This window comes from Candidatus Omnitrophota bacterium, assembly GCA_028693815.1.
GTDB lineage: Bacteria > Omnitrophota > Gorgyraeia > Zapsychrales > Aceulaceae > Aceula.
On the sequence record JAQUUP010000014.1, the window covers coordinates 23493 to 45396 of the forward strand.

Below are 21904 nucleotides of genomic sequence, written 5' to 3' on the forward strand. Positions count from 1 at the left end.
ATTGATGTGCAGGAAACATGGAAGAAATGAAAACTTTTTGTGAATTCAGATAGAAAATTTATCTCTACTAGAGGAAAATGGCTCAAAACTATTAACAACGTCTTGAATGAGAAATTTATAATCATCCCAGCGCTCTTTGGGATCAACAGAAAACAAAACACTATAAAGATATCCATCATTCATAAAATAGTAATCTAAAAGACGAATATCTTCATACTCTTGTGAAAAGGCTTTAACTTTAACTGCTTTTTGGGAAGCAACCATGCACTCTTCTGTTGCAAAACCATCAGAATAATGGCCAATTTCTTGTAAAACCTTTCGATCTAACTGATTTAAAAATTTAATCCAAGACTCACTACGTGTCAGCGTTAAAGTAACAGCGGGGTCTTCAGAGATAACAAGAAAAATAGTTTCTCCTTGTGCCTGATATATCCAATCCGATTCGCAAGAAAAACGCAAATCTAAAACTTCGTCATAACACATTTCCAGATCGGAATCGTGACTAGGCGAAACATCCTCAGCTGCAAAACTTATCAAAGTAAAACAAAAGAGGAAAATAAGTAAAAAAAATATTTTTTGTGCAAATTTCATCGAGTCGCTAATTGAATTATGCTGCTAAAATTCAAGAAAGAATATAAATTAAAATTTATCAAAGGAGCAATATTGATAATAATTGGGACAAAGCCTTGGGCATTGTATAAATTAATAAACTGTTCATTTTGAGGGACACGTAAAATAGGAGTTGATGTACTTTGAGTGCTCAAATAATTTGCGTTTCTTAGATCAATTCCACCTTTGATCGCGCTCGAGCTAACTCTTGGTTTGTGTCCTCGATAAAATCTCTCAGCCGCATCCTTAGACAATTGAAAAGGACTTCTAGGTCTTACCCGAGAAGCAAAATCAGAAGGTAATCCTGTTAAATCTAAATCAATAAAACCTTGAGATTTTAAAAACGTTTGCAACATGTCTATTTTTGTAGATTTATCAGAAAGACTGCCCGTATAGATAAAAATAATACCTTTGGCGTCCTTTTGTATATCTTTGTCTTCAGAGTTTATTCTTATAAGTTCAGCTAAAACAGTTTCACTCCAGGTCTCAGATTGATCTAAAAGTTCTCTGTCGCCTAATAATTCTAAGATATAAACCTTTTTTTTGCTAGAAGAGGAAAAATTAACCTTACCGTCTTTAACGCCAAGAGCAATTCTCTTAACATAGGCAAAACCTTGAAGCTTTTTGTCTCCTTCTTCACGCTGAGTTTCAATCCCAATTAAAAATCCAGACGCTGTTTTCATCGTTGAAGAATTTAAGATTTTAAACCATGGACCAGGCGTTAAATATTGCATGCCGCCTTGAGTTCCTTTTTCTAGATATTTCTCAATATCAGCAAGCCTAATTAAAGTTTGAACAAAATACTCTCTACCTTTATGATCAATACGCTTTTCCGTTTTATTTTTGCCTGACTGATTTTCTGAAACAAATGAAAGACCATATGTTTGCAAATTATCATCTGATACAATTTCATTAACTCTAGACTTAGAAATTTCACCTAAATCTTTCTTCGGCATGTTTCCTTGTATTTTACTTTCTGGTGCACCGGCAACCTCAACTTCAACCTCAATATTATGAGCAAGAGCTACTTGATCTGCATTCTTTTTTCGAAGCTCTTGGCGTTTTACACGGTTTCCATTCTTTCCATCATAGATTACGCTCAACTCATCTTGCTCGCGATTAAAAGCTTCAAGAAATCTTTGATAAATAACATCTGCGATTTGCTCGCTCCATTTCGTAATTCCTAAGCGATTTCGCCAAGGAACAAAATTATATAAAAAAGAATGTTTTTTAAGAAAATCTTCTTCAGGAAGCCAATCTTCAAAAAGAAAAGCTAAATCCTTGAAATTCTCTGGTTTTCGAATTTCAATCATATATTGCTTAATAATATCGTCTACATCAGACTTATTCATTACGTCCGGTTCCTCGTTAAATTTTTGCTTTTTAAGCGTATGCATCGGAAATTCTTTGTACTTTTCGTCAAGAACAGAACTTACACGAGATTTTTTAAATGATTCAATCGCTAAATTTTCTATTGATTCTATCTTAATATCCCGAGCATTGATTTGAGGATTTCGTGTAATACCTGCCAAGAGATAACTATCGCTAAGAAATACACGATCAAAATTTTCTTCAAATCGCCGTGTTGTCCATAAATTCTCGCTTGTATCAAATGTTTGGATTACACAATTGGGGATTTCTTTCTTGATGATGCCAGCAAAATTATTAAAAACTTGCGTGCCAAAACCGTTTTTTTGTAATTTATTCTCCTCTTGAGAACTTAAATAAAAATTACCAAGAATAATGGAACTATTGTTTATCGTATTTGCATGAGTTAGTTCAACAAAAAACATGTGCTTATTCTGCATCGTTTCCGCACCGCTTAAAAGATCTTTCAAATTCTCATAATTATTTTTTTCGAAAACAGAAAGATAATCAACAGTCGCAACATGGCGAACCCCTCCTGACACTTCGACCTTTAAACAAATATACACTGCTTGATTCTTATGATCTTTTACTAAATCGCTAATCCGATCTTTAACTTCTTGAAAAACAGCATTCTTGGATCCTGCAGCACTAATATAAAAAAGATACGGCTCATTAATTTTAGATTTAAATTCTTTCCACAACGACAATTGACTTTCTCCAAATAAATTTTCTCGGCTTAAAAGAGATGATGACGCAGATTCAATCTTGTCTCTTCTGTTATCTTTTTTTTGTTTTTTAAACGCATCGATTGGCTCTCCATTACCTGGCTTGTATCTTTTTTCCCCTTTTTTTGACCTACCATCACGTGTATTAATATTAACCTTGACACGGGCACCAAAGAAATCCTGACCAGAATGATCTTTACTGTAGTAAGCCCCAAATGAAGTATTATGAAAATTAATAACTGGACCGATGCGAAAATCATACGGATAAGGTAAGTATCCCATAGAATACGCAGAATAATTATCTGGGCCAAAAGTTTTAGCGCCTTCGATACCATAATTTTTATACATCAAACTCAAGGCACCAGCTAAATGAAGTTTATCTTGGCTATAGATAGCCGTTGGTTCAGCCTGTAAAAAAACCTTGTCCGATAAAGCATATGTTGCAACGGCATTAAATTCTGGGATAAGTCTCTTAGTGGATGAGCTGTCACTATCAGACAAGCTCCAGGCATTAACGTTAAGTTGTTCAATATTAAAACGTCCGTCGCTTGAAATATCAAGATCTAAAAATGTTACTCCGGCTCTTAGCTGACCATTTCGAACGCCTGCATGAATATTGTCAACTGCACCATCTAAAGGAAGCGTATATTCTAGCTCTAAAGCAGGATTTGTAAAATATCCTTTCATTGACCCTAAATCACCACCAGAGGCTGCATAATCACCAGTAAATCCAACATAAAGATTGCCTATGTTCCCACCTACCGCCACATCGCCAACAGCACCTGTTGGAGATCCTGTTTCAAAAAATGTATTGCCTGTTTGAACAATATCAACAGTAGAAGAAAAAGCAATCCCTGAATATTTATCGCTATTAGACTGACCTGCTTTCCAGCTGTCATAGTTCAAAGGCCCTGAAAGATTTACATAAATTTTTCCACCCTGAGTCTTAAAATGATCATCAAAGGCCCAATATCCACTAACGCCAATTTTTTGTCCATTGACTTTCCAAGTCTTGCCAACATACGCACGATATGGCCCAGGCTCTTGAGAAAGACGTGTTAAATCTTTTATTATCGAAGGGTTTTGGTGTCCCCGAATCAAACGAAGATCCCATCCTTTATTTTTATATTTCAAAGTATGTTGAATATCGCTTAGTTCACCATCGGTGTACATGCCGCTTGTAAAATATCCTTCGCTCATCCAAGAAAGGCTTGCGCCATTGCTAAACTTCCAATCTAAGACTCCAGTTGGCAGATATGAAGGCTGCTGAGCCCGAGCTGTCACTCTAACGCCCTCTCCTTGAATTTCCTTAACAACATCCGCTGAGTAATACCAAAGGCTAGGCGTAAGAGAAAATTGTTTGTTGCCACCAAATTTAAAAGATTGAACGCCAACGCCCAGACCATAAGGATTCATTTTGTTATCCCAATTTAATTGCCCTGCAATCCAATAAGGTTGCCCAAAGACGTTATCCACATGAATCGTTAGCTGCCTTTGAAGATCCATCTTTTGATCAGATAAACCATAGCGAAGACTACCATTTTGCTTAAGCTTTCCTGTCAATGTAATATCTCCAAGCCCGGTATTCGCGATATAAGCCTTAAGTTTAATATCACCGCCCTTACCCACCCAGTAACTCTCGTCATCTTTAACCTTGAATTCTGTTTCCCATTTTCTCTCAAACGAAAAACTAATTTTTCGTTCTTCTTTTTTTAGCTCATTAAGCTGACTTTGAAGCTCTGCGATGAGTTGATCGTCTTCTGTTGAATTTAAGTTTTCAATCTCAACAATTGTTTTTTCCAAATCATCAATATGTGCTTGAAGACTGTCGATCCTTTTTATCAAATCTTGATTCTGCACTAAGAATTTTTGATAAACTTCTGAATTTTCAAAACTCTCTTGATCATCATCAGGATCAGGCTCAAAATCATCATCGTCTCCTGGATCTCCACCATATATAGGCTTTCTATCAAGATTGCCTTGCAGACTGCCATTACCTTCTGGCCCATACCCACCACCTTGGCTTTCATAGCTAGTCTGATTACCACCATCTTGAAAATTACCTTGCGCATATTGCGATTGAGAATGATCATAAGAAACCTCATTTGATTTTCCGTATTTTGCACTAACTTCTTGAGCAATAGATTGCGCTTTTTGTGGCGAGATTTGATTAATCTCTCTTGGAATATAAATCGTATCACCAGGATATACTGTATAATCTGGGCTATTAGCTCCATTGATTTCGGCCATACGCTCAATAAAATCATAATAGATTTTTGTTCCGACCTTAACATCAAGACCAAGATCTTCAGCATGAACCAAAACATCTTGAGCCATTCCAGAGTAAGTATATTTTGCCGGATCAGAATTCTCCTGCCATTTCCCATCAACAACAATATAGTTCATTCCATCTTCAGCCATCTCAATTTTATGGCCGTGTTTCTCCCCCTGGATGACATTTGGGTTTCCGGCAAACACATTTGAAAACGGCATAAAAACACTTAAAAAAACTGCAAATGCTGCAGCCGTTAAATATTTTCTAAGACCCTTGGTAGGCTTTTTAGAAAAAGACGAAGAACTCGCCATTTGAGGGGCAAGATGAATCTTTCCAATTAAAGGTTTCTGAAAATTTGATTGAATCATGTTCGATGAGGCGTAACTCGCATCTCTTCGCTCCATCCATTGATCGGATTCTGAACTTAAAAATCCACCTGAAAAATATTTGCGCGCAATATTTCTTTTTGTTAGCGGATCCTGCTCAACTTTAACAAAATCATAAACACCTTTTTTAAATGCCTCAAGATAAAGATCATAAATTTTATCCACTGTGCTTTTATCTTCAAGATCAATACCTTTGGTTTTGCTTTGATCAGCATAAACGTTTGCCAAAATAGAATTCTTTAAGGCCTTCTTAAACCATGTAGCCAAAATTAAAGAATGAAAAATCTGACGAAGCTGTTTGAAGTTCTTGCCTTCGTTAACCTCTTTTTCAATCGCAGGTAAAACAATTTCTTTAACAATTTGAGAAGCCACTTGATTTGTCGTTCGCGTCTCTGCTTGTGATCGCGAAGCAATGCCAATATCATTATTATTTAAATTATTATGCAAGGCTAAATAATCTTGCTCAAGCATAACCTTAAGATGACTTTCTCCAATCACAACACCATTTTCTGTTTCATAAACAACAGCTTTTTCAGGGACAATCCAAACTTTATTAAACGTGTTAACAGGAATCTCTGTAGTTTGATATTGCTTATAAGCTTCTTTGTAAACTTTATCCCAAAATTTTCTTCCTAGCTCATCTTCTGGATAAATCAAAGATGCAGTAATTTGTTTGAGCAAATAATCTTGAGCCAAAAGATCTCGACCGATAATTGTTTGACGTAGACTATCTTCAACAATGCGGTCTTCTTCGTACGGCGAAAGATTAACCCAGATATCTTTTTCGGGAATCGTCATCGACGCAAGAAAATATTGGACAAGCTTTTGCGTTTCAACCTCGAGACCTTGACGATCAAGCCGTTCATCTCCTGAATCAATAATAAAATCAATTTCAAGTGGGTTTTCTGGATAAACGCGCAAGCCCTGAAAAATAATCGGCGTAAACTCAGGTGTTAAGAAAACCATAGCTCCCGGTTGGGGTAAATTAAAAATTGCCTGTGCGTACGCAGGACTCGGGCAAACTTGAAGACAAAAAAAGATTGCCAAAATTATCTCACCTAAAACATTTTTAAATTTCTTTTTAAAGAATATCATACACTTCCCTCTTTCTCATTTTTCTTTAACTAAAGATTACATCAGGAAAGTGAAATATTCATTAATCTCATGTGACAAATAAGGAAATTTTAATTATCTATAAATATATAGAAATAAAGAACTTACATTCTAAAGCAAACTTTAGATTAACTTTAAACAAGATAAAAACCCTGTAATGTCAGAAAGGTAACTATTCGCGCCTTTGCAACCATTGATCTTAATTGTTCTTTAAGAATTTATAAAGTTTAAAGTGCGATTAAAGAAAGCTCGAAATCTAAAAGAAATCTTCGCCTATAGGGCAGGTCTTTAATTTTTCCCAAAAAGATGATAATTAATTAGAATTGTTTCTTTTTCCAAAGAAACACTTTATCTTTTGGGCGGACGATAAAGGGCAGCTTAATTCCAGCAGCCTCTCCTTTTTTGACCTCTTGAATGGATTCATGATCAGTTTGCATTTCAGAAACTTTGCAACGATAAGCAGGTGTTTTTTCTCCTAAAAAAAGGATGGTATCGCCTTCTTTTATGCTTCCTGTGCGAACACGAATATCAGCAACACTCAAATTCTTATAAAATTTCTTAACTTCTCCAACATAAACTTTTTCAAATGTGTGCCCAAGACCTTTGCTCATATCTTTCGCTTGCGGTGTGCCAAAATAAAATCCAGATGAAAAACCTCGATTATAAACTTCTGCGAGCTCTTTTCTTAGATCTTTTTTAAGCGACGCATTTAGCTTCTTGTTAAAATATGCATCAATCGCCCGACGATAAACATTTGACGTTACTGCAATATATTCCGGCGAGCGCATACGCCCTTCAATCTTAAGGCTATGGATTCCTGATTTAATCAAGTCATCAATAAAATCAATCGTGCACAAATCTTTTGGGCTTAACACATAATCTTTACCCAAAATATACTCTGACTCATTATCAACATCTTTAATCACAAACTCTCTTCGGCAAGGCTGAAGGCACTCTCCTCGATTTGCTGACTTATCAAAAGTAAGCTCGGACATAAAACATCGACCAGAAATGCTAACGCACATTGCCCCATGAATAAAAGTTTCAATCTCACAATCAATTTTTTCCTTTTTAATCTGTGACGTAATTTTCTTAATATCGTCTAAGGTGCATTCTCTTGCCAAAACAACGCGCTTAACGCCAAGTTGAGTATAAAATTTTATTGCTTCTATGTTGGAAACGCTCGCCTGTGTCGAAAGATGAACCTTTAAGCCCATCTGCTTAGCCAAAGACAAAACAGCCATGTCCCATAAAATGACCGCATCAACCTTTGCTTTTTTTGCCTCAGCAAGAATTTTTTTAACCTTTAAAATATCATCATTCTTAATAACAACATTAAGAGTCAAATATCCCTTTTTTTTATATTCACGCAAAAACGCCATAACCTTTTTAATTTCCAAAAGATCGAAATTACTCGCAAGATTGCGCATGTTTAAACCCTTAACGCCAAAAAATACACCGTCAGCTCCATTTTGAACGGCCGCGATTAAGCTCGGCCAATTTCCGGCCGGAGCAATCAATTCAGGTTTTTTAAGATTGTTTTTGATCTCTCGAGGCATTTTTTAAGGCTCCTTTCTCGAGAGATCATCCTGAAGGCCGGAGGTCTCAGGACTGGCTTTTAAATATTCTAAAGGGCCACCTGGCCCATATAATGTTGTCGTATCAACGACCAAGGAATTCTCTGGAAATTTTTCCATATCTTTTAGAGTTCTTGATTGAATGTCTAAACTTAGCACAAAAGGATTTCTTTTCTGTTCATCGCCAATCGCACACAAAAATCGATCTTTTTCAAAATCAAACTTTATTCCAATAAAAAAATACTCTTTTCTTAAAACATCGCGAAGGGCTCCAACAAAAAAACCAAATCGATCTTGTGGAGCATTGCTTGTCTGAAAACCAAATTCATCATAACGCTCTTTTAAAACTCCAGAACCAGGATGAACTAAATAAATCTGCTGATCTCGATCAAGATTCTTGCTGGCCAATTGCTTTTTAAAAAACTCAAACTCAACATGATTAGGATAAGCAATAAATTGATAAATATTTCTCTGCGAAAGAAATGTTCCCATCAAAACAATAAGAAGTAAAATACTCCCAGCAAGCACTTTCTTTCTTGGCAAAGAAAACACACCCATCCATTGCTTGAAACTCCAAAACAAAAGGCACATAATCAAAAAAACAGGCCCAAGGCAACAACGATAAAAAGGAGCCTTTCCAGGCCAAAGTAAATTCGGCAAAAAAGAAAGAAAAAAAAGCGGAACAAACGCACCTACCCTCCACGCAAAATGAACAAATATCTCTTTGCCGAAAAATCCTTCTTCTTTTAAATCTCTAAAAAAAACAAATCCAAAATAGCTCAGGCTGCCCACAATAATAATTAAAACACCTATGGCAATCGCTACGCTAGGATAAACATTCCATAAATTTAAACTATTGACCAACGGCTCTTGAGCAAACCAAATCAATTTTTGCCAAAGCGAAAAAGACATGTCGTAAGGATTATATCCTTTTTGTGCAGAAGCCAACAAAAACTGTTTGGCAATTTGGAGAAGTCCTGCATAAAATACCATCGATGTCATCCCGATCCCATAATAAAAAATGATCTGCCTCTTAACTCGCGCAAAATTCTCTTTTTTAGAAAAAAGGATCACTGGCCCCAAAAGAGCCCAATAAAAAACAGCAACCGATTGATAAATCGATAACGCTAAAACAAAGAGAAAAACAGAAAAGAATATCCAGGCATATTTTAGAATTTTTGAAGAAAAAACTTTTTGTGCAGACTGATAGGCAAGAAATCCGGATCCAATAGAAATAAACAACGCAATGGCATGAAAGAAAATACCAGCATAAGAAACAACAATCTCAAAATACGGCAACGTAAACACAATCAAAACAAAGAATAAAGATTCCTGAAAACTTAACAATCGACGATGATACCAGCGAACTAGGAACAAAGCACACATACTTAGAATAAAAAAAGTAAAATAACGAAGCAATGTTAGCTGCGCAACAGTGTTAACAATCAAAGTCGCATACTCAAGAATAAAAGCTCCAACAAAACGACCAGAAGAAAAATTAAAAGAAAAACATCCATAAGCTTTGTATGTCCAATGATTAAGAAAAAACAATATGTCATCATGATGAATGTATCCAAGTCGTAACGCCGGAGAATAAGCAAAATACAAACAACTCACAATCAAGCCCAAAGTAAAAACACCCTGCACCAAAGGATGCCTATTAACAAAAAAGGCAATCGTCCTGTTAAAATACTTCTCTAAAGAAGCTGAAATCTTTTTCATACTTCTCTCTTTTTTTATAATAGCCATGATTGCAAAATCATTAACTGCCGTTTTGACACAAACCTTTTAATTTTTCGTAGGTAATTTTAAATATTCTAGCGGGCCACCTGGATTATACAGCCTCGTCATATCAACTACAATAGTCGGCTGATCAAACAAAAGAGGCTCTCCGGCTAGCGAGCTCGAAATAACTTTCTTAAACGCGAATCCCCTCTTTGAATCATTCTTATAGGTAAAAAGGTACTCCGCCTCCTGCTTTTCATAATCAAAGAAAATCCCAAGGACATTTAAGTCCTCCTTTAAAGTTTCAATATAACCACAAAATACCAACCCTAATCGGTTCTGAATCAAGTTTGCCGATAAAAATCCAAACTCATCCTGATATGCTTGTAACTTATCTTTTTCTGAATGAATGATATGCACTCTGTCATACTCATAGAAATTATTTCGCAAAACACTCTTCATCACATCCACCTGAATAAATCCCGGATAAACAATATATCGAAAAACATTTTTACAAGCCTTTAAGAGTCCGAAAATCATTAACCCCATTAAAATAAATGTAAAAACATTCTTTTGATGTTTCTTTATGATTTTCGTCCAGCACCAAATAAGCCATATCATTACACCTAAGACAATTGTCGTTGGTCCAGACAAACAACGATAAAAGGAAGAATTTCCTGACGACAAAAGATTTGGCAAAAAACTAAGCAACAACAAAACAAAGAATATGCAAGTCAATAATGCTATTTTAGCTCCAACTTCTTTTAAATTCTTATCTTTGCGAGCTTTCTGTATGCGCCATAAAAAAACACCCAAAGCTAATGTAAAAATAAACCCACCCCAAAAAAGAGCATAATCTTTCTTTGGAAAAACATTCCAAAAATTTAAACAAACAACAAAAACTTCAGAAAAAAACCACTGTATTTTTCCAAAATAATCGGTCGTCACATGATACGGATTATAAGCGCCTTCAAGCTGCATAAGATTGCCTTTAACACTCTGCAAAATAACAAAATAAAACCCAAGAGAACCAAATCCTGCCACAAAGAAATTAATCAAACGTTGTTTTGTATTCTCAAAATCACTTAAAGAGGAAAAAAGAATAAGAAAAGCAGGAATCACCCAAAAAATAACAGCCGAAGGCTGATACACCATTAATGCAGCAATAAACAAAACAACAGAAACAACAAACTCTCTTGTCCTTAACCGACTCAAGAAGTTTCCAGCAATGGGAATTTTATGTGCCCATATACCTGATAAAAGCCCAACCCAAAGAGCTGTTGAGTTGTTAAATCCCGCTGCAAAAGAAGCCATAATCTCAAAAGAAGGTAACGTGAAGATCAAAACACTTAAAATAAACGCATCTCGCTTTGATAAAAAATTATTTTTAAACCAACACATCAAAATGCTTGCCGCCACAAAAAGCTGAACAACCATAAAAAAGCGAGCAACCTTTAGCCCATCTAAGGAATTGACAAGATAATTAAGCGATGTCGCGATATAAGCCCCAATAAAACGGCCCATGGCTAACACAAAATCTTTAACCGAATGGATAATAAACTTCTTTCCATAAAGAAAAAAGTTTAATTCGTCATGATGAGCATAATCATAACGAAAAACAGTGTTGTAGCAAAGTGCTAGAAGTGCAAAAATACCTAAATAAGGAAGGATAATTTTTATTTTATTTTTCATAAGTAGTAATATTGATAATATTATTCTATCGGAATATTTCAGAAAAGAAACAGCAAAGTTTAAAGATAATGAACGTCTTGCTCTGGTTAAAAAACCAAAAAATCGTCAACCGTCACGCGTGTTAGGCCCATCCCTAGCAAAGCAAATAAGCTCAGAAACAAAGATATCCTTGTTTTTACCATAAAAGAAATATAACGGAAAACTAAAATAAACAAAAAAAATACAGAGCTTCTCCCAGCAAAAACACTCCTAATTACGGACCCACGGCATACCCAAACAACTCCCGAACCTTTTTAAGAATCTCCATCCTATACGGGTATTCTTTAAGGCTAGGGTCTTGAAATTCTATTTCATTTTTAAGCCCCTCAAGAAATTGAAGTTGTTCTTGACTAAAACAAACTTTATTCTGACTTTCGTCTTCCAAAACAAAAAAAATAACTTCCCGAAGATAGTCCTGAGCGCTCCCGAGACCATCTTCCTGATAATCACCAGTCCTGCTCCAAACATGAGCCGCCTGCTGGAAAGTAATGCTTGCCTGCTCAGAGAAAGAGCGGGGATATTTCTGTGCACGGTATTCCTTAAGTCCCAAAAAAGCAAACTTACAAAGCTCTAAGACTTTGGCATTCTTAGAAAGTTCTAAATAAGCCTTTGTTAATATATTAAAAATCACATTGACCGTCAGAGCAAGCTTTACTTTTGTCGTAGGATTTTGTTTTATAAAGACAGGCCGGGACATCATAGCAAAAATCTTTTGAGCCACGCTTTCTAAATGCTGACGATAGCGCTGTTTTTCTTCCCCCTCTTGCAAATTCTCATAAAACTCACGTAGCTCTCGGAAAAAATTATTAAGGTTATAAAAAAGATTTTGGTATAATTTTTCTTTCTCCTTAACGTCAAAAGAATTCAACATCTCAAACGAGATCGCAATAAAGGGCTGCATCCTCTCCAAATAAAGGCCTTTTTGCGAAGAAAAGGAATCCATCTGTGCCAACTTTTCAAGCGTCCTCTCAAGAAATACTTTCTGTCTATTCATGATCGGCGCGATCAAGACCATCACTTCTTCTGGCAAAGCTCCTTGATGCCGACAAAGCTTTTCAGCAGTATACAAAGAAAGTTCTTGCATCTTTTCCATATTCCAAAGTTCAAAATCCTCATCCACACACTTTCTGTTAACGACCCAAGTCGCAAAAGAATACATCAAATTGTTTACAAGCGTTAACGCCCTTTTGAAATGCTCTACAAACAATTCATTTCTTTTTTCAATACACAAGACATCAACCTCGCCATCAACGTCTTCTTGCGATTCTCCGTTTACCTTAAGGCTTGGAATAATATCAACAAAATCCCAAAATGTTTTCAAAAGACCCAAAGACATCTCAAGATAAAATTTCCAGCAATTCGTTTCGTCCTGGAGAACAGTATGGTTTTGCAGAAAATTACGAAAAAGATAGGCCAGCTCGCAACCTTTACGCAACATCCATGTCATTTCGCCGTTCTGGAAAGGAACGTTATCTTTAAGTCTCATCCCAATCTGAATCCCCTGCCTCCAAAGAGACACAGCTTCAACATACATGTCATAATCTATATAATAATCAACACGATGCAAAAGACGATTAATCACGCTATTAACACGGCGATCAGCCTTAGGATCGGTCCAAGATTCATAAATATGGCTCAAATACTTCAAAATATCTTTCTCGTTAAATAAACGACGAACACCCTTGTCAGTTTTTGGCTGGATCCCTCCTGATTTTTCTTTTTTTCCAAAACCAAACTGCTTCAAAGAGTCCCTATAAACTTTTTTTAAATACTCTTCTTCTTTAATCTCATCCTCACTCGGCTCTTTTTTTCCCCTTAAAATAAATAAAAAAAGACTTAAAGCATTCTGACCAATAAGACGCGCCAAGTCCTGTTCGCTTAATCGTTTTAAGGCAGCAACCGACACGCACAGGCTTCCACGGCAATAAGGTGCCCGATTAAATTCATGCCGCTCAATAACAAAGGCCATGCTGTTGGAAAGCACTTTATCATCCCTCACCAACCTAAAAAAACTTACCACATCAACGTCTCGAACATAGGCAATCAAAAGGTCTCTCAAAAAATTAGATATTTCTTCTCTACTCCAGGACTGGAGAGCTTCCATCAACTTATTAGCAGCCATCGTCATCAATTGCTCTCGAGCTTTCTGCTCAGAATAAGGATCAAGACAGAAATTGCCATCGCGCCAAACAACGGCAAGGGGCAACTCCTCAGACAACTCCGTTTTTAAAGAAGAAGAAATACATAAACGATCCTCTTGATTTAGAGTTAATCGATTAAAGCTATTCGTAATCTCCTTGACTTGAAACGCAGAAGAAGCGCGAAAGTGACCTTGCCTGAGAACTGGCTCAAGGAACTCAGGACTCATGACAAAATCTAACACAACCTCAGGATGTTTTGCCAAAGGCGCTTCGCTCAGCACGACGGGAAAAGTCTTCCCATCTTGACGAATCACAACTTGACACTGTCCTGCGCCATCCCGAATCGAAAAATAATACCCATCCGCATTAAGAGAGGGCTCCTCTCCTGTTGTGATCAAGCCATCTTTAGAATGCTCGGCAATAAGGCCTGGAATTTGATCAACTCTCTGATAGTCACGAAATTCGCTTAAATCGGACGTAAATGTAAATCGATAACTATGATTCATAGCAAAAAGGGGCAGGATAATCCGTGTAGTCTTCTGACCTGTTAATCCCACGGAAAGATCAATGATCTCTTTGATCGTGTCTTTAATGCATGCTCTAAATAATCCACCAAAAATAAGCCATGTCATAACAGGGCCCTCATGCTCTCGAATGCGATTGGCGATTTCATCCCAAGGGAGGGCTTCAACTTCTTTTTTTTGGACAAAAGGTCTCCCAGTCTGAAGAAGGGCGTTCCGTAGCTTGGTAGCGATTGTCTGGACCTGTGGTGGCGACCCGTCATAATCTTTAAGCTCAATGGCAAAGAAATCTGTAGGGCTTACAAATAAAAAGGGAAGCGTAGCGAATGCCACTACTTCATTAAATCCATTCTGCAAAACCCATAGCGCAGATACCCTGAACACGAAAAAACTAGCTAAAGAAAAAATAATAAATAAATTTCTTAATAATTTACTATTGAATCGCCGACCATCAGGCGTAACACAATTAAAGCGGGGCAACGAATCGTCTTCTTTTGCAGAAATATTTATTTCTTCATGACCTTTGCTATCCAAGTCAGAAAAAAGGGGCGCCGGGCAATTTGTTAAATCAAAAATAATGCGTTTTCGAAAATCCCGGGTCCTTCGAGTCGTATTAGGCAGAGGGATCCTCGTCTGATAATATCTACTCTGAACTAATTCAGGAAGAGGGATAATCTCCAAAAAAGACATTTTGTTTTCTTTAGCGATCTGGCATATTAAATCATACAACTTGTTAGCCAGCTGATAACGCTGGTCTGTTTTAGAATTACGATAATGCTTACTAAGGCGAATACCCGGAGGATAAGAAAGTTCACCACGTGGGCTAAAAAAAGATTTTCTTTTTTTAACATCACTCTTTTCTAAATCAATAGGATAACCAGCTTCCTGGATAGATCGCAAAGAATTCTCATAATTTTTTAAAAACCGATAATCGGAGTAAGCCTTATCAATGGTAACAACCCCTGTAGTTAAATCAAAGACCGCATCAAGATAACCTACGTGCTTTTGACGTTTTAAATCCACCACATCAATAAGAAAAATCTTTTGTGTGTGCCTTAAAAACGCTGTCACTCGGTTAAAAACTCTAATGGTGAACAAAAAATCTCGATCAAACGTTCTATAAACAAAGTGATCATGCTTAATAAATTTCGTGGAGGGCTGAATCAAAGAGAAAAAAATATAAGGGCCTTCCCTGCCCTCGGACAAATCTAACTGATCCTGCGTTTGATAACTTGATTTATCTTGAAAGGTAGCGAAACGCTGTTGACGAAATATATAAAACAAGCCAGAAAGAATGCTTACGGCAATCACCGAACAATAACTTAAAAAAGAAACAAGAGAAGGGGATTCGGCGGAATCAAAAAATTGACGAACAAAACAAAAGATTTCCCCCGGCCCGTTAGGAAATACCCCTGACAGCAACGTCAGCACATGATCCGACCAGAAGCCCGCCAACCATTGCAACGTGACCGGATCAAAAAATCCAGCGTGGTCTATGGTGCTGACCTCCGATATCCCCAGCCAAGCAGCCGCGGACAAACTAATCAAACTTAAGACCAGCATCGCTGGAAGAATGGCTGACGAAAAAACAGAACCTGATCCTCTACGCTCAGTGTTCACGCTAGAAGAAGCCGTTGTTTTATCTCCCTTCACCACACGATCCGTGTCAACTTCTTGTGCCTGGCTCACAGCCTGGCTCACAATAGCTTCTTTTTTATTTAATAAAACATCCTTCAGCCGATGGTGTTCTTTTTTTGCTGTTTCAGTATAAAGATCCAGAAAAACTTCTCGGGCGCTTTGCAAGGCTGACTCAAACGACTGATCAATCGATTCTGGCATACCGTCGATAAAAAATGCACTAGAGTTTTGGCGATCATGAATGATCTTTAAAACACCCTCTATCGACGCTAAATCTAAAAGATCCATATCGCGCGTCAATCGCGCTAACATATCTTCCGGGCTTTTATCGTCCGGCTGAAGATGTTTCTCTTTAATCGCTTGCAGATAGGTTAATAATTGTTTTTTGCGTTGAAAATCTACGCTAGAATCTTTAAGCGCATCAAAAACTTTCTGCCAATTGGTTTGACGGAAATTTTCCATAAAACCTAAATTACCATGCCCTCCAGCGATGGGGCCCATATGCTTGATAATCGCGTCACAGACTTTCTTGTTAAACCAATCTGGATAACCCTGATCGCGTAAGAAATCTTTAGCCACATCTGCTGACTCCTGAGGATGGACAAGAAGCCTCAACACTTTTGACATCACCTGATTTTCTGGGATATATCGCGTCCATGGCAGATCTTTTGTTACATCATGCAACCATAAAGCCATAATGCAAACACTCACATCAGGAGCACTGAGGTCTTCTCGTGGCAAGAGCTGACGAGCTCGATTAACATCCCTCTTAAGATGCTGTCGATTCACGACTGTTAACGACATTCGACGAAACAATGCCCTAAGGGTCATTGGATTTGGAGGCATCCAAATATTATTATTAATAGAATTCAAATCATCCAAAGAAAGAGGATTAAGATCAAAGACTTTTTTCCAGATCTGAACCATGTTGGGATCTAAGATCAATACCTCAGCATGCGCCCATTTACGTACGCTATAAAAACTAACATCAAGGGCCGTTGCCAAATCTTTGAAATTCCACCCCCATCTCTCCAGAAGATGCTTGATAAAAAATTGCAAACAACATTCTTCATGAATAGGGCGATTTCGCACATCGCGTAAAACACCAGGCAAATCTTTCTTCGCTTCTTCCAATGAATAACGAAAGGAGTGCTTTTCTTTACTTTTAAAAATATATTTTTGATAAGCCTTCAGTTGATAACTTAATCTAAAAGATTCTCTCACTTCTCTCGTTATTCCCGCTTCCCATGTACGAGTTACATCAAACACATAATCAATGCCTTGTTCGGTTGGTTTGATTGTTAGCTGACATATTCGCACATTGACGCCAATGCCCAAACGATAGTTGTGGCTCGTGATTGTTCCATCAGGAAAAGGAAGGCCTTTCGGTGCAAATCCCTCCTTTAAATCATTGAGGCTCATATATCCAGAGCTTAGATCAACAGTGGTCTCTGTTAATGATTCAATATTCCTAGTTCGACTTCTTTTCTGATAAGCCTCAATAATTATCTTGTTAATCTCTTGTCTAACACGACGCTTTTCTTTGATCTCTTTTTGCCAGATTCCGTCCGTCATAACAAAGCTTTGTCTGCCAATCTCGACAAAATTGCCCAACGTCACGTCTTTCTTGTAAAAAACAAAGGTGATCCTTGTGGGTTGCCAGGATACCCTATCTTTATCAATGATCAGCCCCATCTGATCCGCTTGAAAACAGCCTATATATTGACGTTGGCTCCTTTGCCCATTAGGAAAAAGAAAACCTTTAAAAAGCTGAGCGTGATAACACCCTTCCCGACCTACATAAAGACTAAAGGCTTCCTTAGAAATTTCTATAATTTCTTCCCCTGTTAAATTATAAAGACGCTCAAGCTCTCGTTCAAAAATAGGACGGAAAGACCGGATTTTTCTTTGAGCACAAGAAATAAACTCATCCTTAAAGCTTTGCGCGGACTCAAAAACCCAAGAAACAGGCATATCCACATCAGATAATGAAAGCATGCTGTTTATTGAACAACGCAAATCATAAAATCTAAGGTCAACAAAATAATATAAAATTTCTTCTGACTCCTGCCCCTCTCTACCTTGAAGCGCGTAAAAATGATCTTGTGCCCTCAGCGCTACAAAAGAAATCCCTCTAAGAAGATCCCCAAGGCTCTCCTGCTTATCAGTCGCAACTTCTGGTTTATTTCCTTGAGCCTTCCATTGAATTTTAAAAATGGGGTCAATGGACTCCACAAGACAAAAAGGATATGTTTTAGCGCGTCCAACAAAGAAAACCGATAAAAAATCATCATCAACAATGCACCGGCACATAAAAGTGGGCTTGAGAGGAAAACAATCAAAGTCATTTCCTGCGAACCTAGAAGTCCCTTTGTTGATCATCCTTCCGTGAATCTGTTGAGCAAGACGCCCAAGAGGATTTTTTGGAAACTTTTTTTTAATGCTTTCTTTCACTTCTCTAAAAGAGACACTCTCTGCTATATTTTGAGAGTCTTTCTTTGAAAATAACGTTTTGCCCTCACCTGAAACACCGTTGAATTCTTCTTCAGCATCTTTTTTCGCAGCCCTAATGGCTCTTGGGTCCTCAGGCAATGCGTCAGAAATACCATGCCAACATAATAGATCCTCGTATAAGCCCTCTTCATTTGTTTTAGGTAAAGCATTCACCGGCGAGGAAAGGGTCTTCTGGGAGCTATCCCCCGCTACCTTGGTGTCCACCCATGATTTAATATCAGTTCTACGCTTGGCTCCCTTTTGCCAACGAGCATTAAAATCAAACCAAAACCCTTCAAGGCCTTGAGTCCTTGCCAAGACCCCAAACTTATCAAAAAAGTCTTCGGTTTGTTCATAGATAAGCCTTGCGAAATCATTTAAAAACACATGGTCTGGAGCAACGAGAAAAATCTTTCTCTGAAAATCCTTAATAGTAAATAAATGTTCTTGCCTCAGCGCCATAATGGCTTTGGCTTTCTCTTTTATCTTTTTCTCATCTTTTTTTTGCTGATAAAGCTGGTACGGTAGGCATGTCTTTCGGGCAATCTCACGCGCAAGATCTACAATCGCAAGCTGCTGTTTTCTGAGTATCTCACACTCAAAAGCAATCCCCATATAGGTAAGATGATTTTTGATTGAATCGGTAGAATAAACATCCGCAGAATACAAAAGCCCTGAAAGCGAATTCTGAAATCCTGGATAAAAGATCTCTGTGACAACAAATACATCGTTTCGCTCGCGCTCAGAACGCAGATCCCACGCTTTCATAAATGCATCGCTATAACTGTAGCGAAGGGATGAGGAGGATGCACGACGCATCACAAAAACTTTTAATGTGTGCCAATATGGCTCTTCGCCCGCCCCGGCATCAGGACGATATTCCAACCCGTGCTCTTTAACCAGCCACTGTCGCCAAGCCTCATCCACCGCCACAATCTTTAAAGGAACTTGAAGCGTTTCGGGAACTTGTTGGATCAAGAAGGCGATCTCCTCTTGCGTCAAGTCCGTTGGAACGCCCTCATATTTAAAAGGAACCTTACGGTCAAACCCGAGATCCTCTAAAACAAAAGCTCCCTTTTGCTCAGCCACAAAATCTCGAAGCGCTTTTTCTGCCAAATGAGAGATATTAATAACAAGCAGCGCTTGAGGGTTATCAGGATTGAGTTTCTTAACACCGTCGGAAACGATCTCGCGGACCAAGTCAAGCCCGCGGTAAGGATCGTTTTCGTCGCATGCATCCCTCCCCTGCCAGGCAGGAACGGGAAGATAAGGCGGGTTAATAAAGATCGCATCAAAGAAGTCGTCAATAGACTTAATCCCGCGCCCCAAATAAAAATGGATCTTGAGCTTGGGGCTTGCATAGGCCAAGATATTTTTGGCGGCACAACGCAGCGCATAAATACTAATATCCGTGACCGTCAAACTCTCAAAGATATCAAATAGCTCACGAGCTGAAAAAGCAGCGATGTGCCCTCCGCCAGTGCCAACTTCAAGAAATTTTTTAATATTTTTATTTTTGAAAATGCCAAGCTTGATCGCCGCGCAAATCAGAAAAACCGTATCGATATTTGTTGTCCAAACATCCTTGTCCACGTCCATGTCCCAGGACACGGTCACGCCGCCGTAGCGGGTATACCGGCGATTTTGTCTTAATAAGACATTTAAGGCATCACGTTGTTTTGAAGGGAGACATTGATCAATATATTTTTGCGGGGTGATGAGGCGGACATTTTTGATCGTGACGATCTTTTTAAGAACCAAATTGTCATAATTAGCCTTACCATCAAGGCTAGAAACTCTTGAATCATCCGCAACCTTAGAATAGGTAACATTAAGATCCTTATCTACATCAATATGCAATGTAATCTTGTTAGGCCTTTGTGCAGGCACAATGCCATGCACTTCTTGCGCTGGGCCTTGCGCAATAGGGATCCGCTTCTCTTCGTGTTGCTCTGCGTGAGACGCCAAGATCATTTCTAAAATCCGCTGATAATCCCGCCAGCCGTGCAAAAGATAATCCACGCCGTCTTTGACAAGGATGCTTTTATTAAACTGAAATTCTTTTCCATAAAGACTCGGCCCTTGTGGCAGCCCAAAATAAAGCGCGTCGATCGTCTTAAGAAATGTTCCGCCACCGATCCAGTCATCAAAATAAATCATACGAGAAAAAGGATATTGAACATGAATGCCCCGCAACGTATCTGCCGGCGTTATGCCTTTTTTCTTTTCCCCCGCTAAGACATAATCTCGAGAAATGTAAGCATCCAAGAGCCCTGTTTGTGCAAGCTGCCAAAGAACCTGATCTTGAGGCGCGCCTGAACGAATAAAAATGAGGATGTCTCGACCATAAAGCGCTTTAATAAATTCCCTCACATACGTCTTTAAGCCTGGCGAATACCCTTGCGAATGATAATAATGACTTCGCTCCTTTCGCCAGGAATTAATCTCAGCTAGTGTCTTTTGACCTTTGCCTAATAAAAACAATTGCTCATTGATCTTTTGACTTGATAAATGCGCAATGATCGCAACCCATGCCAAAGCCACGCGACGAGACCACGGCCTTAAACCCTGAGCAATATCCGCGACCTCAAGTTTCCATGTCGGCTCAAAAACCGTCCCGTGAACATCTAGGACAACAATGGAAGGCTTTAGATCGATCTTGCTAACAGGACTGGAGGTTTTAATTATTGTGCTATTACCGATCACTTGATCGCATGCCTCTGCCGTTGAAATAAGCAAATCCCTTAATTGCCCAACATAATCAGAATAAATTTGCCTCCAGGAAATAAACTTATAAAACGTATCTGCTCTTCTTAAATCAATACCTAATTTTTTACTTAATAAATACTCTAATAAAAACGGCTTAAGCTCTAAAATACCGTTTTCTTGCCAAACCGCAGCTAGGGGAAAATTTGAATTAATAGTCAAATCATCATATTTTAATGGTCTAAAGACGCTGTGGTATTCTACGATCGCCGCGTGAAGACGCTGTAACACATAACTGATTTCAAACAAATTAGCAATATCAGCAAATCCATATTCTATACGAATATATCGCTTTCCATTAACAAACTTAATCTTGTCATCCAGCTGAATAACCTTAGCCGTTTTTTTATTAACGATTCTTTGATCGCTAACAAACGCCAACACAACAGCCAGCATCAGCAATCGCATATCTTTTAAAAGATTTCCTTTGGCACATTGTCTAAATTTTGTCGAAGGAATGCCCAAATTGACCTGAACGGAATGAACCTCATCATCGATTAATCCCAAGCCATCTCGAAATTTCTGCCATAGATAGATCTGCGTTGAAACACTCCATGAAGGGCCAAAACTAAACTCAGGAAGCTTATAAGCTTGATCTGGCGCAAAAGAAACATACGGAAGCTTTGCAACAACCAAAGGATCGATCTTCCTCCCCAGCATATAAGGATCGTCGCAAAAACTTTCAGGTAAATTAAGCTCGATCTCCAGTCCTACTGTCACGCCGCGTCCTTCTTTTTGAGCACGACGCTCAAAAGTATAAATCTTTTCCTCTTCGCCAAATAAAAGTGCCTCACCTGCGCCTTGTAAAATAAAAGGCTTCTTCCCTGTTAAGACAG

Annotated in this window: 6 protein-coding genes; all 6 read right to left on the bottom strand. The window is 38.1% G+C overall.

Going from position 1 to position 21904, the window contains the following annotated elements; genetic code table 11:
- Positions 1-45: 45 nt before the first annotated feature.
- Complete coding sequence (locus tag PHY73_05785) at positions 46-591, bottom strand: hypothetical protein (protein ID MDD3375215.1); 546 nt, start codon at positions 589-591, stop codon at positions 46-48.
- Positions 588-6458, bottom strand: coding sequence for a hypothetical protein (locus PHY73_05790; GenBank protein MDD3375216.1), 5871 nt, complete (start codon positions 6456-6458; stop codon positions 588-590). Before PHY73_05790 ends, PHY73_05785 begins: the two co-directional genes overlap by 4 nt.
- A 335-nt stretch (positions 6459-6793) precedes the next feature.
- Entirely contained in the window at positions 6794-8035 is a 1242-nt protein-coding gene (locus PHY73_05795; protein ID MDD3375217.1) for a U32 family peptidase, read from the bottom strand.
- A gap of 3 nt (positions 8036-8038) precedes the next feature.
- Positions 8039-9775 (bottom strand): hypothetical protein, encoded by a 1737-nt coding sequence (locus tag PHY73_05800; GenBank protein MDD3375218.1) that lies wholly within the window; start codon positions 9773-9775, stop codon positions 8039-8041.
- A 66-nt stretch (positions 9776-9841) separates the two neighbouring features.
- Positions 9842-11470 carry a hypothetical protein gene (locus PHY73_05805; GenBank protein ID MDD3375219.1) on the bottom strand — a complete coding sequence of 543 codons (1629 nt, stop codon included), beginning with the start codon at positions 11468-11470 and terminating at the stop codon, positions 9842-9844.
- A 253-nt stretch (positions 11471-11723) separates the two neighbouring features.
- Positions 11724-21788 carry a methyltransferase gene (locus PHY73_05810; protein ID MDD3375220.1) on the bottom strand — a complete coding sequence of 3355 codons (10065 nt, stop codon included), beginning with the start codon at positions 21786-21788 and terminating at the stop codon, positions 11724-11726.
- Between the last annotated feature and the right edge of the window lie 116 nt (positions 21789-21904).